The sequence below is a fragment of the Actinomyces wuliandei genome (genome assembly GCF_004010955.1).
In the GTDB taxonomy this organism is placed as follows: Bacteria; Actinomycetota; Actinomycetes; order Actinomycetales; family Actinomycetaceae; genus Actinomyces; species Actinomyces wuliandei.
The window spans coordinates 2,213,821-2,227,788 of sequence record NZ_CP025227.1; the positions used below are offsets into that span (position 1 = coordinate 2,213,821).

At 66.4% G+C, this 13,968-nt stretch carries 17 protein-coding genes; all 17 read right to left on the reverse strand.

Annotated elements, in window-relative coordinates; all coding sequences use genetic code 11:
• The 17 genes from rplN to rpsL all read right to left on the reverse strand — a co-directional run bounded on the left by rplN (nt 1) and on the right by rpsL (nt 13,874).
• Nucleotides 1–369 carry a 50S ribosomal protein L14 gene (gene rplN, locus CWS50_RS09190; RefSeq protein ID WP_119837041.1) on the reverse strand — a complete coding sequence of 123 codons (369 nt, stop codon included), beginning with the start codon at nt 367–369 and terminating at the stop codon, nt 1–3.
• Between the two features lie 506 nt (nt 370–875).
• Entirely contained in the window at nt 876–1,196 is a 321-nt protein-coding gene (rpsQ, locus tag CWS50_RS09195) for a 30S ribosomal protein S17 (protein ID WP_127842551.1), read from the reverse strand.
• Nucleotides 1,193–1,441 (reverse strand): 50S ribosomal protein L29, encoded by a 249-nt coding sequence (gene rpmC / locus CWS50_RS09200; protein WP_119837039.1) that lies wholly within the window; start codon nt 1,439–1,441, stop codon nt 1,193–1,195. The genes rpsQ and rpmC overlap by 4 nt, the downstream gene beginning before the upstream one ends.
• On the reverse strand, nt 1,441–1,860 hold the full coding sequence (rplP, locus tag CWS50_RS09205; protein WP_127842552.1) for a 50S ribosomal protein L16: 420 nt from the start codon (nt 1,858–1,860) through the stop codon (nt 1,441–1,443). The genes rpmC and rplP overlap by 1 nt, the downstream gene beginning before the upstream one ends.
• A 3-nt stretch (nt 1,861–1,863) precedes the next feature.
• Nucleotides 1,864–2,667, reverse strand: coding sequence for a 30S ribosomal protein S3 (rpsC, locus tag CWS50_RS09210; protein ID WP_127842553.1), 804 nt, complete (start codon nt 2,665–2,667; stop codon nt 1,864–1,866).
• A complete protein-coding gene (gene rplV, locus CWS50_RS09215; RefSeq protein WP_127842554.1) occupies nt 2,667–3,044 on the reverse strand; it encodes a 50S ribosomal protein L22 in 378 nt (125 codons plus the stop codon). Before rplV ends, rpsC begins: the two co-directional genes overlap by 1 nt.
• Before the next feature lie 31 nt (nt 3,045–3,075).
• Nucleotides 3,076–3,354 carry a 30S ribosomal protein S19 gene (gene rpsS, locus CWS50_RS09220; protein ID WP_119837035.1) on the reverse strand — a complete coding sequence of 93 codons (279 nt, stop codon included), beginning with the start codon at nt 3,352–3,354 and terminating at the stop codon, nt 3,076–3,078.
• 12 nt (nt 3,355–3,366) lie between these two features.
• Nucleotides 3,367–4,203: a 50S ribosomal protein L2 gene (gene rplB / locus CWS50_RS09225; RefSeq protein ID WP_127842555.1), complete on the reverse strand. Its 837-nt coding sequence runs from the start codon at nt 4,201–4,203 to the stop codon at nt 3,367–3,369.
• Nucleotides 4,204–4,224: 21 nt separating this feature from the next.
• Nucleotides 4,225–4,530 (reverse strand): 50S ribosomal protein L23, encoded by a 306-nt coding sequence (gene rplW / locus CWS50_RS09230; RefSeq protein ID WP_127842556.1) that lies wholly within the window; start codon nt 4,528–4,530, stop codon nt 4,225–4,227.
• Nucleotides 4,527–5,201, reverse strand: a complete 675-nt coding sequence (gene rplD / locus CWS50_RS09235) for a 50S ribosomal protein L4 (RefSeq protein ID WP_127842557.1) — start codon at nt 5,199–5,201, stop codon at nt 4,527–4,529. The genes rplW and rplD overlap by 4 nt, the downstream gene beginning before the upstream one ends.
• A gap of 5 nt (nt 5,202–5,206) precedes the next feature.
• On the reverse strand, nt 5,207–5,884 hold the full coding sequence (gene rplC / locus CWS50_RS09240; protein WP_127842558.1) for a 50S ribosomal protein L3: 678 nt from the start codon (nt 5,882–5,884) through the stop codon (nt 5,207–5,209).
• Nucleotides 5,885–5,892: 8 nt separating this feature from the next.
• Entirely contained in the window at nt 5,893–6,201 is a 309-nt protein-coding gene (gene rpsJ, locus CWS50_RS09245) for a 30S ribosomal protein S10 (RefSeq protein WP_003786051.1), read from the reverse strand.
• Between the two features lie 443 nt (nt 6,202–6,644).
• Nucleotides 6,645–8,924 (reverse strand): SpaA isopeptide-forming pilin-related protein, encoded by a 2,280-nt coding sequence (locus CWS50_RS09250; protein ID WP_127842559.1) that lies wholly within the window; start codon nt 8,922–8,924, stop codon nt 6,645–6,647.
• A 486-nt stretch (nt 8,925–9,410) separates the two neighbouring features.
• A complete protein-coding gene (tuf, locus tag CWS50_RS09255) occupies nt 9,411–10,601 on the reverse strand; it encodes an elongation factor Tu (RefSeq protein WP_127842560.1) in 1,191 nt (396 codons plus the stop codon).
• 191 nt (nt 10,602–10,792) lie between these two features.
• Nucleotides 10,793–12,931 carry an elongation factor G gene (fusA, locus tag CWS50_RS09260; protein WP_127842561.1) on the reverse strand — a complete coding sequence of 713 codons (2,139 nt, stop codon included), beginning with the start codon at nt 12,929–12,931 and terminating at the stop codon, nt 10,793–10,795.
• Between the two features lie 98 nt (nt 12,932–13,029).
• A complete protein-coding gene (gene rpsG / locus CWS50_RS09265) occupies nt 13,030–13,500 on the reverse strand; it encodes a 30S ribosomal protein S7 (RefSeq protein WP_119837027.1) in 471 nt (156 codons plus the stop codon).
• Entirely contained in the window at nt 13,500–13,874 is a 375-nt protein-coding gene (rpsL, locus tag CWS50_RS09270) for a 30S ribosomal protein S12 (RefSeq protein WP_127842562.1), read from the reverse strand. Before rpsL ends, rpsG begins: the two co-directional genes overlap by 1 nt.
• Nucleotides 13,875–13,968: the final 94 nt, after the last annotated feature.

Genomic DNA, 13,968 nt, shown 5'->3' on the forward strand with positions numbered 1-13,968 from the left:
TCAGATCACCTCCGGGGCGAGTGAGACGATGCGCATGAACTTCTTGTCACGAAGCTCACGGCCGACGGGGCCGAAGATGCGGGTTCCGCGCGGCTCGCCGTCGTTCCTGAGGATAACGGCAGCGTTCTCGTCGAAACGGATGTACGAGCCGTCCGGGCGGCGCCGCTCCTTGCGGGCACGCACCACGACCGCCTTGACGACGTCGCCCCTCTTGACGTTGCCACCGGGGATGGCGTCCTTTACCGTAGCGACGATCGTGTCACCGATGCCCGCATAGCGCCGACCCGAGCCGCCGAGAACACGGATGCACAGGATCTCCTTGGCACCGGTGTTGTCGGCGACCTTCAGTCGCGACTCCTGCTGGATCATTGAGTATTCTCCTGTCGTCGAGCTGGTTCTCGAGAGGAGTCCCGAGCCTGGCCGAACGTTCTTCTGGACCTGCGCAGCACCCCCGGACGTGACGGGACGAGCCGATCCACACGGGGGAGCCTGCAACACGCGCTCCCGACAGACACAGGCGCACGAGGCACGAGGTCTCTGCCGGGCGCGTCGAGGACGTACGCAGCCCTCCGAGGATAGTCCACGGCTCTGGCAAGACGGTGCCGGAGAGACAGTGACGTCCTATGTGATTGCTCACCACGACCGGGCTCTGCAGCCTTCTGGCTCCGTCTGGCTCCGTGCACCCAGGCACTCCGTCTGCTCTACAGACGTCTACATGTGCCGACACATGTCCCTGTAGCGCCATGCACGCAGACGGCACCGCGCTCCTTTGCGGAGTGCGGTGCCGTCGCTGACCAGTGCCGACGCTGCTGCGGGACAGGGGTGCCGACTGGCAGCCCCTGCTCGGTGCGCCTACTCGGCCTTGAGCGTGGCCCCTACTTGGCCTTCTCGATGATCTCCACCAGCCGGAAGTGCTTGGTGGCGCTGAGGGGGCGGGTCTCCATGATGGACACGAGGTCGCCGATCCCGGCCTCGTTGTGCTCGTCGTGGGCCTTGAACTTCTTGGAGCGGCGCACAACCTTGCCGTACAGGGCGTGCTTGTAGTGCTCCTCGACCAGGACCACGATGGTCTTGTCCATCTTGTCCGAGACGACGTAGCCACGACGAACCTTGCGGTGGTTGCGCTCAGCGGACGCGTGGCCCGCCTGTGCGCCGCTCGAGGCGGTCTTGCCTGCTGCTGCAGTCTGCTCGCTCACTTGGACTCCTCCGTGCTGCTGGGAGCGGTGCGGATGCCGAGCTCACGCTCGCGCGCGATGGTGTAGATACGGGCGATGTCACGGCGCACGGCCTTGAGCCGCCCCCGGTCCTCAAGCTGCCCGGTCGCCGAGGCGAACCGCAGGTTGAACAGCTCGGCCTTGGCCTTGGAGAGCTCCTCGGCAAGGCGCTCGTCATCCATGCCGTCGAGGTCCGACGGAGTCAGGCCCTTCGAACCGATAGCCATCAGATGTCACCACCTTCACGGGTCACGAAACGGGTCTTCATCGGCAGCTTGTGCTGGGCACGGCGCATGGCCTCGCGCGCAAGAGCCTCATCGACACCGCCAAGCTCAAAGACGACGCGTCCCGGCTTGACGTTGGCGATCCACCACTCAGGAGCCCCCTTGCCGGAGCCCATGCGGGTCTCGGCAGGCTTCTTGGTCAGCGGGCGGTCCGGGAAGATGTTGATCCAGACCTTGCCCCCACGCTTGATGTGGCGGGTCATAGCGATACGAGCCGCCTCGATCTGCCTGTTGGTGACATAGGCTGGCTCCAGGGCCTGGATACCGAAGTCACCGAAGGAGACCCGGTTCCCACCCTTGGACATACCCGTCCGGTTCGGACGGTGCTGCTTGCGGAACTTCGTCCGACGAGGGATCAGCACAGCTCAGGCCTCCGTTCCCTGGTCTGCGGCAGCGCTCTCGGTGACCGGCGTCTGCTCGGCCTGCTGCTCGCTGTTGTGACGCGCACCCCGCTCACCGCGTCGGCCACGGCGCTCGCCACGGCCCCGGCCGCGGGAGCCGGACTCGGCCTGCTGGCGGGCGAACTCGCGCTCGGTGAGGTCGCCCTTGTAGATCCACACCTTGACACCGAGACGCCCAAAGGTGGTCCTGGCCTCGTAGAAGCCGTAGTCAATGTTGGCGCGCAGGGTGTGCAGCGGGACGCGCCCCTCGCGGTAGAACTCCGAGCGGCTCATCTCAGCACCACCAAGGCGCCCGGAGCACTGCACCCGGATGCCCTTGGCGCCAGCACGGACGGCTGACTGCATGCCCTTGCGCATCGCCCGACGGAAGGACACGCGCGACGCCAGCTGCTCGGCAATCCCCTGGGCGACCAGCTGGGCGTCCAGGTCGGGGCTCTTGACCTCAAGGATGTTGAGCTGCACCTGCTTGCCGGTGAGCTTCTCCAGCTCTCCACGCAGGCGCTCCGCCTCAGTCCCCCTTCGCCCGATGACGATACCCGGGCGCGCAGTATGGAGATCAATGCGCACACGGTCCCGGGTGCGCTCGATATCGACCTTGGAGATGCCGGCCCGCTCCATACCGCTCTCCATGAGGCGGCGGATCTTGACATCCTCCTCGACGAAGTCGCGGTAGCGCTGGCCGGGCTTGGTGGAGTCGGCGAACCACCGTGAGCGGTGGTCCGTGGTGATGCCCAGGCGGAACCCGGTCGGGTTGACCTTCTGCCCCATTACCGGGCTCCTTCCTTGGTAGCGGAGTCGGCCCTGTCGCCGACGATGACAGTGATGTGGCTGGTTCGCTTCAGGATCCGGCTGGCCCTGCCCTGGGCACGAGGACGGAACCTCTTGAGGGTGGGACCCTCATCGGCATACACCTCGACGATGAACAGGTCGTTCTCGTCGAAGCGCTCCCCGTCACGCTCCGCCTTGAAACGGGCGTTGGCGATAGCGGACTCCACGACCTTACGCACCGGCACCGCAGCGGCCTGCGGGGCGAAGCGGAGCACGTTGACCGCCTCGACCGCGCGCTTGCCGCGGACGACGTTCACGACGCGGCGGGCCTTCATCGGTGTGCAGCGCACGTACTTGGCCTGCGCCTTGGCTTCCATGTTCTCTGCCTCTCAAACTTTCCGGTGCCCGTCAGCGACGAGACCTGCGGTCGTCCTTGACGTGCCCGCGGAAGGTGCGGGTCGGAGCGAACTCGCCGAGCTTGTGGCCCACCATGGCCTCGGTGACGAAGACCGGGACATGCTTGCGGCCGTCGTGGACGGCGAAGGTGTGCCCGAGGAAGTCCGGGGTGATGACCGAGCGACGGGACCAGGTCTTGATGACGTTCTTGGTGCCCTTCTCGTTCTGGGCGTCCACCTTCTTCTGCAGGTGGTCGTCGACGAAGGGCCCCTTCTTCAGGCTACGCGGCATATCAGGCTCCTATCAGCGCTTCTTGCCGGTCCGACGACGACGCACGATAAGGCGGTCGCTGGACTTCTTCGGACGGCGGGTACGACCCTCGGGCTTGCCCCAGGGAGAGACAGGGTGGCGGCCACCGGAGGTCTTGCCCTCACCACCACCGTGCGGGTGGTCAACAGGGTTCATGACCACACCGCGCACAGTAGGACGCACGCCCTTCCAGCGCATGCGGCCGGCCTTGCCCCAGTTGATGTTGGAGTGCTCGGCGTTGCCAACCTCCCCGACGGTAGCCCGGCAGGCGGCCTCCACGTTACGGATCTCGCCGGAGGGCATGCGCAGCTGCGCGTACTTGCCCTCCTTGGCGACCAGCTGGACCGAGGTGCCGGCGCTACGAGCGATCTTCGCTCCCCCACCAGGACGCAGCTCCACCGCGTGGACCACGGTACCGGTCGGGATGTGACGCAGCTGCAGGCTGTTGCCCGGCTTGATGTCCGCCCCCGGCCCGGCCTCGACCACGTCACCCTGACGCAGCCGCTGCGGGGCGATGATGTAGCGCTTCTCTCCGTCTGCGTAGTGGAGCAGGGCGATACGAGCGGAACGGTTGGGGTCGTACTCGATGTGCGCCACCTTGGCGGGCACACCGTCCTTGTCCCCCCGGCGGAAGTCGATGACCCGGTAGGCTCGCTTGTGCCCCCCGCCCTTGTGCCGAGTCGTGATGCGCCCTGAGGAGTTGCGCCCACCAGTCTTGTGCAGCGGGCGCACCAGCGACTTCTCGGGCCTGCTGCGTGTGATCTCCGCGAAGTCGGAGACCGAGGAGCCTCTCCGGCCGGGTGTCGTGGGCTTGTACTTACGGATTCCCATGTCGGTCCTCTACCTTCCGTGTCACTCAGCCACGTCGCCGAAGATGTCGATCGTGCCCTCGCGCAGGGTGACGATGGCGCGCTTGGTGTCCTTGGACTTCCCCGTGCCCGTACGGGTCCGCCGGGTCTTGCCCTTGCGGTTCATCGTGTTGACCGAGGCGACCTTGACGTTGAAGATGGACTCCACGGCCATCTTGATCTCGGTCTTGTTGGAGCCAGGGGCCACGATGAACGTGTACTGCCCGCGGTCCATGCACGAGTAGGACTTCTCGGAGACGACCGGGGCGATAATGACGTCGCGGGGGTTCTTGGACTTCTCGAGACTCACTTGGACTCCTCCTCACTGCTGTCCTGGCTCTCTCCCCGCCCCAGGAAGGCGTCCAGAGCAGGCTCGGTGAAGACGACGTCGTCGGAGTTGAGGACGTCGTAGGTGTTGAGCTGGTCGGCCCACAGGACGTGCACCTCGGGGACGTTGCGCAGGCTGAGCCTGGACAGGTCGTCCTCTCGTGTGACGACCACCAGCGCCTGGCGGTCGGTCAGGTGGTGCAGCGCGTCAAGCGCGGCCTTGGTCGAGGGCACCTCGGTAGTGACGAACTCGGTGATGACGTGGATACGTCCGTTGCGGGCACGGTCAGACAGCGCCGAGCGCAGGGCGGCAGCCTTCATCTTCTTGGGCGTGCGCTGGGAGTAGTCCCGCGGCCTGGGCCCGTGCACCACGCCACCGCCGGTGAACTGGGGAGCGCGCGTCGAGCCCTGGCGAGCCCGTCCGGTCCCCTTCTGGCGGTAGGGCTTCCTGCCCCCGCCGCGAACAGCGCCACGGTTCTTGGTGGAGTGCGTACCCTGGCGGGCGGCAGCCATCTGCGCCACCACGACCTGGTGCATGAGCGGGATGTTGAGCGCCACGTCGAAGACCTCGGCGGGAAGCTCGACGGTGCCGGTCCTGGCGCCCGCAGAGTCGACGACGTCGACAGTCAGCGTCGCAGTCGGGTTCTCAGGCATCGGTCTCAGGCTCCCTTCACGGCTGTGCGGACGACGACCACTGAGCCCTTGGGACCGGGGACGGCGCCGTTGATGAGCAGGACTCCCTTGTCTGCGTCCACCCCACGGACCTGGAGGTTCTGGACGGTGCGCCGCGCGTGGCCCATACGGCCAGCCATGCGCAGCCCCTTGAAGATGCGGCCCGGGGTCGCGCAGGCGCCGATCGAGCCCGGCTTGCGGTGGTTGCGGTGGGACCCGTGGGAGGCGCCGACGCCAGCGAAGCCGTGGCGCTTCATGACACCTGCAAATCCCTTGCCCTTGGACGTCCCGGTCACGTCAACCAGCTGTCCGACCTCGAAGGTGTCAGCAGTCAGCTCCTGACCGAGGCTGTAGTCCTCGACCAGGGAGGTGCGTACCTCCGCCACGTGACGACGTGGCGTGACGCCCGCCTTGGCGAAGTGGCCCTGGAGCGGCTTGGTCACCTTGCGCTCGTTGACCTCCCCGAAGGCGAGCTGGACAGCCTGGTAGCCGTCAGTCTCCAGGGTGCGGATCTGGGTGACCACGTTGGTGTCCACCCGCACGACAGTGACGGGGCGCAGGACGCCGCCCTCGTCCCAGATCTGGGTCATGCCGAGCTTGGTACCCAGCAGCGCCTTGGCGGGCCTGGCAGGCGCGGCCGGAGCCGACGTGTGAAGCGTTGTCATGGCGGTCCTCAGAGCTTGATCTCGATGTTGACGTCAGCGGGCAGGTCAAGCCGCATGAGCGAGTCAACAGCCTTGGGCGTCGGGTCAACGATGTCAATCAGCCGCTTGTGCGTACGCATCTCAAAGTGCTCACGGCTGTCCTTGTACTTGTGCGGCGACCGGATGACGCAGAAAACGTTCTTCTCGGTCGGCAGCGGCACGGGACCCACGACCGTCGCGCCTGCGCGGGTCACGACATCGACGATCTTGCGCGCCGAGGAGTCGATGACCTCGTGGTCGTAGGACTTGAGCCGGATGCGGATCTTCTGTCCCGCCATGGCGCCTAACCTCTCTTGTACTTGCTTCTGACCGGTCCACGCACTCGGGCGTGTCGTCTAGGTGACGCGCACTGGTCCCGGGTGGTCAGGACGCAGGCCGGTCTGGACGTGCGCGGACCTGGCCCAGCAGGCCAGGTCCGTCAGACTGGGTCCCGGGTGCTACCCGGGACGCGGCCAGGAGGGGCTACCCCTCACCGGCTGGACAACGGTATCAGGGCTGCGCCCTGGCAGAAACCCGCGACAGCCTCCCAGGTCTGTGAGACCGCACACCGTCCCCCGGGTTCGGGCGTGTCGTCCCGGGTCTGCCCCCCGGAGCCTCCCACAGACCCTCCCAGCCGCAGCGAAGGTCCGGTCCCGGGGCCCGCACCCTTCCTGGCACGCGCCCCAGGACCTTCCCTGCCCCGCCAGCTGGTCCAGCCGCGGCTGCTCCGCCCGCGCGCCGGTCAGGTCAGGCCACTGCGCCGAGAGCGCCGCCTAGCAGCGAGAGCGAGCGCACCCGTGCCCAGCAGCACGGCGCCTGCCACAAGGAGCCTGGCAGCATCCCGGCTCCCGGTCACAGGCAGCGTGAGCGGGCCTGCGGACGGTGGCGCGGATGATGACTCAGGTGACGCTGCGGAAGGCGACACAGGGGATGCCGCGAGCTGCTCAGCAGATGGCGCCGTCGGTGCCCCCGCAGACGAGGTCGGCCCTGCGGGGGAGTCCGTGGACGACTCCGTAGACGGCTCTGCGGATGCGTCTGGGGTCGGCTCCGCAGAAGGCGGCGTGCCCGTGGGGGACGCCGTCGGCGAGGCCGTGGCGGCGGCGTTGACCACGGCACCGAAGTCAGCCGTGGCCTCAGGTGTCGAGGCGTCGACGGTCAGGGTCAGGGTCTGGGTGGAGGTGCTGTAGCCGGTCGGGGCACGTGTCTCCTCCAGAGTATAGGTGCCCCAGTCCAGGCCGGTCAGCCGGAAGCGGCCGTCAGCCGGGTCCTCGTCCGGCTGGCTGTTGTCCACCACCTCGATCTGTGCGCCGTCGGGGCCGTGCAGGAGCCACTCGGAACCCGCCAGGAGCTCTCCGGTGTCGCTGGTCTTGGACCAGGTCAGTGTCGCCGGCACGGGTGCGTTCGTGATCGTGCAGGTGACGTCCGCACCGTCCGGGAGGGTGACTGAGTCCTGGGCGACCTCCAGCTGCTCTCCCGCTGCCGTGACGCACTCGGTAGCGTCTCGCCCATAGGCTTGGTAGCCCTCAGGGCTGTCCTCGCTGAGCAGGTAGGTGCCCGAGGGCACCACCTGCGAGCTCGCCTCCGACGACCCTGACGCGCCGGAGACGACCGTCCCGGTCGTCGTCGGGTCGCTACCGGTGGCGGTCAGCGTCCAGGCTGCCGGGTCGGGGCCAGTCCCCTCATCCGTACCGCTCAGCTCCTTGACCAGGGTCAGGGTGGACCTGGCGGAGTAGTGGTTGGTGAAGGCACAGGTCACTGGCAGCGCCTCGACCGAGGCAGCGGCTGACACACCGGTAAAGTCAACCGTCCTGGAGGCGAGGTCGTAGGCCACGTCAACGGACTGGCCCACACCGTTGAGGCAGCTCAGTCCGGTCAACGTCCAGCCTGACGGGGTGCCGACGTCCCCGGCTCCCCCACCGTCCTGACCTGCGTCCGGGTCCTCCTCCGTGACAGTGAAGTCGGACATGCCCGCGTAGAAGCTGACGGTGCTCGAGCTCTGGGTGCCCGACTCACCCAGGCCTGTCGGTGTGAGAGGGGCGAAGGCGTCCTCAGCGACCAGGGACCTGCCGGGGGAGACGGTGTAGGAGAAGGCGGGGATGCTGACGTCCTGCGAGCCGGGGTCGGCCGTGGCTGTCTTGGTCAGGGTGAGAGTGCGCTCCTGGTTGAAGGAGCCGTACAGGCAGGCGTAGGTGGTTCGCCCCTCAGCCGTGACGAACTGGTCGGAGGCTGCCTCTGCGTCGCCGGGCTCCTCCGCACAGGTCCCGTCCTGCGTGGGCAGGAATCCCCACAGCACCAGCCGGTAGGACATCCCGTCCTCGTTGACGACGATGTTCGTCGCAGTGGTCCTGGTAATCGTCAGGACGTCAGGGACACCACCCTCCGCCTCAGTGTTGTCGGTCTCCTCCTGGACGAACGGGAAGGACTCCTCCATGCCATCGATCCTGACGTTGATAGCACCGTGCACCCAGTGGTAGCTCGAGCGGATCGGGTAGTTGTTGTGGCGGATCGTGCCGACAAGGAAGGTCTGCCCGCCCTGTACCGTCCCCGGGTCATTGGTCCTGAACCCGAGGGCCGACGTCGCGTCGAGGGAGGCCTCGGTGAGTCCAGGGCACTCGGTGCCGATGGAGCTGCCGGGCCTGCCCCTTTGGAAGTAGGACCAGTACTCGCTGCCCACCCACTGCGACTCTGCGGTCTGCGTGACCACGCCGTCAGCGGAGACGTACCCGTAGGCCTGGCAGTCCCTGTGGTCCTGAGCCGAGTCTGTCGGGGAGTCGTTGACGGCGCTGACCGTCATGCGACCAGTGATGTCACTCAGGTCGAGGGAGATGTCGGACCTGGGCTCCGTCTCTGCTGCCTGCACGGTACTGACGGGAAGCAGGGGTGGTGTCAGCCCGGTAGGCGCAAGGCCGACGACAAGGCCGGCCACCAGGACAACCATGGTCACCAGGACGTGTCGGCGCGGCCTGCCGTCGGTGGCGCACGAGCTGCGCTGCGGAGGTGGGCCGGATACTGTGCTCGACACGGTAGTCAGCACCTTGGTTAACAGTGTGGTCAACACTGTGCTCACGAGGATCTCCAACGACGGACGGACAGGAACAGGCGCCGCGAAGCGGCTAGGGCCAAAAGCCGGTAATTCTCATTCTTACTTCACATTCTTCCCGGCGCAAGCACCATTATTTAATTGTTACCCCGTATGTCGCCCTGAGCCCCGTGGCACGACGGGGAGCGACCTTCCTGCCAGCCCGGCTCGTCACGACGACACCGAGACAGACACCGAGACAGACACGGTGAAGATAGACACGGTGACAGGAAGCCAGTCCCCACCTTCCAAGGCGTGCCGAGATCCGCCGCACCCAGTCAGCACCAGCACAACCTCCCCCGGCATGCCTCGGTAAGGCAGCAACAGGTCCCACGACACAAGTTCCCCCGCTGCTCCAAAGAGCACCGGGGGAACAGTGACAGCAAACCTGAGGCACCTCAGATACGCATCAGGCAGGGGCCAGCAACGTCACTTGATGACCTTGGTGACGCGGCCGGAGCCGACCGTGCGACCGCCCTCACGGATGGCGAAGCCGAGGCCCTCCTCCATGGCGATGGGCTGGATGAGCTCCACGGTCATCTCCGTGGTGTCACCAGGCATGACCATCTCGGTGCCCTCAGGCAGCGTGATGACACCGGTGACGTCGGTGGTCCGGAAGTAGAACTGCGGACGGTAGTTGGAGTAGAAGGGGTTGTGGCGGCCACCCTCGTCCTTCGTCAGGATGTAGACGTGCCCCTCGAACTCGGTGTGTGGGGTGATGGATCCGGGCTTGCAGACCACCTGGCCACGCTCGACGTCCTCACGCTTAATACCTCGGAGCAGAAGGGCACAGTTCTCGCCGGCCCAGGCCTCGTCCATCTGCTTGTGGAACATCTCGATGCTGGTGACGGTGGTCTTCTGGGCATCGCGGATACCGAGGATCTCGACCTCGGAGTTGATCGGCAGCTTGCCACGCTCCACACGTCCGGTCACGACGGTACCGCGGCCAGAGATGGTGAAGACGTCCTCAATGGGCATGAGGAAGGGCTTGTCCATGTCGCGCTCGGGGGTGGGGATGTACTCGTCCACCGCGTCCATGAGCTCCTTGACCTTGGCAGCCCACTCGGCGTCGCCCTCCAGGGCCTTCAGGGCGGAGACACGGATGACCGGGGCCTCGTCACCGTCGTAGTCCTGGGAGGAGAGGAGCTCGCGCACCTCCATCTCAACCAGGTCGAGCAGCTCCTCGTCGTCCACGGCGTCAGACTTGTTGAGGGCGACCAGCAGCGCAGGCACACCCACCTGGCGGGCAAGCAGGACGTGCTCACGGGTCTGGGCCATGGGGCCGTCGGTGGCGGCCACCACCAGGATCGCGCCGTCCATCTGGGCGGCACCCGTGATCATGTTCTTGATGTAGTCGGCGTGACCGGGCGCGTCCACGTGGGCGTAGTGGCGCTTGTCCGTCTCGTACTCGACGTGCGCGATGTTGATGGTGATACCGCGCTGACGCTCCTCGGGAGCCTTGTCGATCTCGTCGAAGGGGGTGAAGGGGTTCAGCTCGGGGTACTCGTCGTGCAGAACCTTGGAGATCGCAGCGGTCAGCGTCGTCTTGCCGTGGTCGACGTGACCGATCGTTCCGATGTTGACATGCGGCTTGGTCCGCTCGAACTTGGCCTTGGCCACTGGTGTCCTCCTAGGACTCGGGTAGTGCTCTTCGTCGTGACTCGACTAGCACATGCTAGCGGTCATGGCGAGGAGAGTCTCTACTGGTGGATTGTTGGAAATCTTACTGAAGTTGTGCCTGCCCCGGTGGCGCACCAACGGTAGCAGCCGGGACCGGGACCACGGCCCCGGCTGCCAGGGAGGCGAGGAAGTCAGGCACCCCTGACCTTGGCGATGATCTCCTCGGCGACGTTGCGGGGAACCTCAGCGTAGGAGTCAAAACTCATCGAGTACACCGCTCGCCCCTGGGTGCTGGAGCGCAGGTCCCCGACGTAGCCAAACATCTCCGACAGCGGGACGGTGGCGCGCACCACCTTGACGCCAGCAGCGTCCTCCATCGAGGCGATCATGCCGCGACGGGAGTTCAGGTCACCGATCACGTCCCCCATGTATTCCTCAGGGGTTCGGACCTCCACCGCCATGACCGGCTCCAGGAGGACCGGGGAGGCCTTCTTGGCCCCCTCCTTGAAGGCCATGGAGCCCGCGATCTTGAAGGCCATCTCCGAGGAGTCCACCTCGTGGTAGGCGCCGTCGACAAGGGTGGCCTTGATGTCGACCATGGGGTAGCCGGCAAGCACACCGGTGAGCATGGCGTCCTGGACGCCCGCGTCCACGGAGGGGATGTACTCGCGCGGCACACGGCCACCGGTGACCTCGTTGGCGAACTCGTAGTGGGCCGCCTCGCCCTCACCCTCCTGAGAGGAGTCGTGCACCAGCGGCTCGAAGCTCATCTGGACCCGGGCGAACTGGCCGGAGCCCCCGGTCTGCTTCTTGTGGGTGTACTCGATCTTGTCGACCTTCTTGCGGATGGTCTCACGGTAGGCCACCTGCGGGGCGCCCACGTTGGCCTCCACCTTGAACTCCCGGCGCATACGGTCCACGAAGACGTCCAGGTGGAGCTCCCCCATGCCGCCGATGACAGTCTGCCCGGTCTCCTCGTCCAGGGAGACGGTAAAGGTGGGGTCCTCCTCCGAGAGCTTCTGGATCGCCACCCCCAGCTTCTCCTGGTCGCTCTTGGTCTTGGGCTCGATCGCCACGTGGATGACAGGGTCAGGGAAGGACATGGACTCCAGGACGACCGGCGCGGACTGGGCGCACAGGGTGTCACCCGTCGTGACGTCCTTGAGCCCGATGAAGGCGTAGATGTGGCCCGCGTGCGCCTCGGTAACGGGGTTCTCCTTGTTGGAGTGCATCTGGAAGAGCTTGCCGATGCGCTCCTTCTTGCCCTTCGTGGCGTTGAGGACCATCTCCCCCTGGGCCACCTTCCCGGAGTAGACGCGCACGTAGACGAGCTTGCCGTAGAAGGGGTGGGTGGCCACCTTGAAGGCCAGCGCGGAGAAGGGGGCCTTCTCGTCGGCCGCACGGGTGAGGACCTCGTCCTCCTTGCCCGGGACGTAGCCCTCGACGTCGGGGACGTCCAGAGGTGAGGGAAGGTAGTCCAGCACCGCGTCCAGCACCGGCTGGATGCCCTTGTTCTTGAAGGCGGAGCCCGCCAGGACCGGGAAGGCCTCCCCGGCGACGGTCAGCTTGCGGATGCCCGCCTTGAGCTCGGCCACCGTCAGCTCCTCCCCCTCCAGGTACTTCTCCATGAGGGTGTCGTCCGCCTCGGCCACCGTCTCGACCAGCTCGCCGCGCAGCGTCTCCGCCTTGGCCACCAGGTCTGCGGGAATCTCCTCGTACTCCACCACCGAGCCGCGGGTGTCCTTGCCGTCAGCGTCCTTCTCGGGGAAGCGCACGGCCCGCATCTCCAGGACGTCAACCAGGCCGGAGAACTCGTTCTCCGCCCCGATGGGGAAGTTCAGGACGATCGGGGTGGCGTGGAGGCGGTCCCTGATGGTCTGCACGGAGAAGTCAAAGTCGGCGCCGAGCTTGTCCATCTTGTTGATGTAGCAGATGCGCGGGACGTTGTACTTGTCCGCCTGGCGCCACACGGTCTCCGACTGGGGCTCCACGCCCTCCTTGCCGTCAAAGACCGCGACGGCGCCGTCGAGCACGCGCAGGGAGCGCTCGACCTCCACCGTGAAGTCGACGTGGCCCGGAGTGTCGATAATGTTGATCTGGTTCTTCTTCCAGAAGCAGGTGGTGGCTGCGGAGGTGATGGTGATACCGCGCTCCTGCTCCTGCTCCATCCAGTCCATGGTGGAGGCGCCGTCGTGGGTCTCGCCGAGCTTGTAGTTGATACCCGTGTAGAACAGGATGCGCTCGGTGACGGTCGTCTTTCCGGCGTCAATGTGAGCCATGATGCCGATGTTGCGGACCTTGGTGAGGTCGGTCAGCACGTCGAGTGCCACTAGTGGTGTCCTTCTTTCGTAGGTCTTGGCCAGAGGCCGTCAGCCGCAGCCCGCCGCCAGCGGGCCGGCCGACGCGCCAGGGTGAACCAGCGCCGGGGCTACCAGCGGTAGTGGGCGAAGGCCTTGTTGGACTCGGCCATTCGGTGCATGTCCTCACGACGCTTGACAGCGGCCCCCAGGCCGTTGGAGGCATCGAGGATCTCGTTCATCAGCCGCTCAGTCATGGTGTTCTCCCTACGCTTGCGGGAGAAGTCCACCAGCCAGCGCAGCGCCAGGGTGGTGGCCCGCGAGGGACGGACCTCGACCGGGACCTGGTAGGTGGCCCCACCGACACGGCGGGAGCGGACCTCCAGGGAGGGACGGATGTTGTCCAGGGCGCGCTTGAGCACCGAGACCGGGTCCTGCTCGGTCTTGGAGCGCACCCCCTCCAGGGCGCCGTACACGATGCGCTCGGCGGTGGACTTCTTCCCGTCCAGGAGGACGCGGTTGACCAGCTGGGTGACCACAGGCGAGCCGTAGACGGGGTCGACGGCGATAGGGCGCTTGGGGGCGGGACCCTTACGAGGCATTACTTCTTCTCCTTCTTGGCGCCGTACTTGGAACGTGCCTGCTGACGGCCCTTGACACCCTGGGTGTCGAGGGAGCCGCGCACGATGTGGTAGCGGACACCAGGAAGGTCCTTCACACGGCCGCCGCGCACGAGCACGATCGAGTGCTCCTGGAGGTTGTGGCCCTCACCGGGAATGTAGGCGGTCACCTCGATACCGGTGGACAGGCGCACACGGGCGACCTTACGGAGAGCGGAGTTCGGCTTCTTGGGAGTCGTGGTGTACACGCGGGTGCACACACCACGACGCTGTGGGCTGGACTTCAGCGCCGGCGTCTTGGACACCGAGCGCTTGGTCGAGCGGCCCTTGCGGACCAGCTGCTGGATCGTGGGCACTACTGATTCTCCATTGCGACGTGCGTTGGGTCTGGATGCTGCCCGCTCACCGGCCCCGTTCTCAGGCCGACCGCACACGTCAGGACAGAAGTGC

Bases quoted from the DNA above. Each gene is read 5' to 3' on its own strand.
- rplN (WP_119837041.1), bottom strand. From the start codon at position 369: ATGATCCAGCAGGAGTCGCGACTGAAGGTCGCCGACAACACCGGTGCC.
- rpmC (WP_119837039.1), bottom strand. From the start codon at position 1,441: ATGGCTATCGGTTCGAAGGGCCTGACTCCGTCGGACCTCGACGGCATG.
- rpsC (WP_127842553.1), bottom strand. From the start codon at position 2,667: ATGGGGCAGAAGGTCAACCCGACCGGGTTCCGCCTGGGCATCACCACG.
- rplV (WP_127842554.1), bottom strand. From the start codon at position 3,044: ATGGAAGCCAAGGCGCAGGCCAAGTACGTGCGCTGCACACCGATGAAG.
- rpsS (WP_119837035.1), bottom strand. From the start codon at position 3,354: ATGCCGCGTAGCCTGAAGAAGGGGCCCTTCGTCGACGACCACCTGCAG.
- rplB (WP_127842555.1), bottom strand. From the start codon at position 4,203: ATGGGAATCCGTAAGTACAAGCCCACGACACCCGGCCGGAGAGGCTCC.
- rplD (WP_127842557.1), bottom strand. From the start codon at position 5,201: ATGCCTGAGAACCCGACTGCGACGCTGACTGTCGACGTCGTCGACTCT.
- rplC (WP_127842558.1), bottom strand. From the start codon at position 5,884: ATGACAACGCTTCACACGTCGGCTCCGGCCGCGCCTGCCAGGCCCGCC.
- rpsJ (WP_003786051.1), bottom strand. From the start codon at position 6,201: ATGGCGGGACAGAAGATCCGCATCCGGCTCAAGTCCTACGACCACGAG.
- rpsG (WP_119837027.1), bottom strand. From the start codon at position 13,500: ATGCCTCGTAAGGGTCCCGCCCCCAAGCGCCCTATCGCCGTCGACCCC.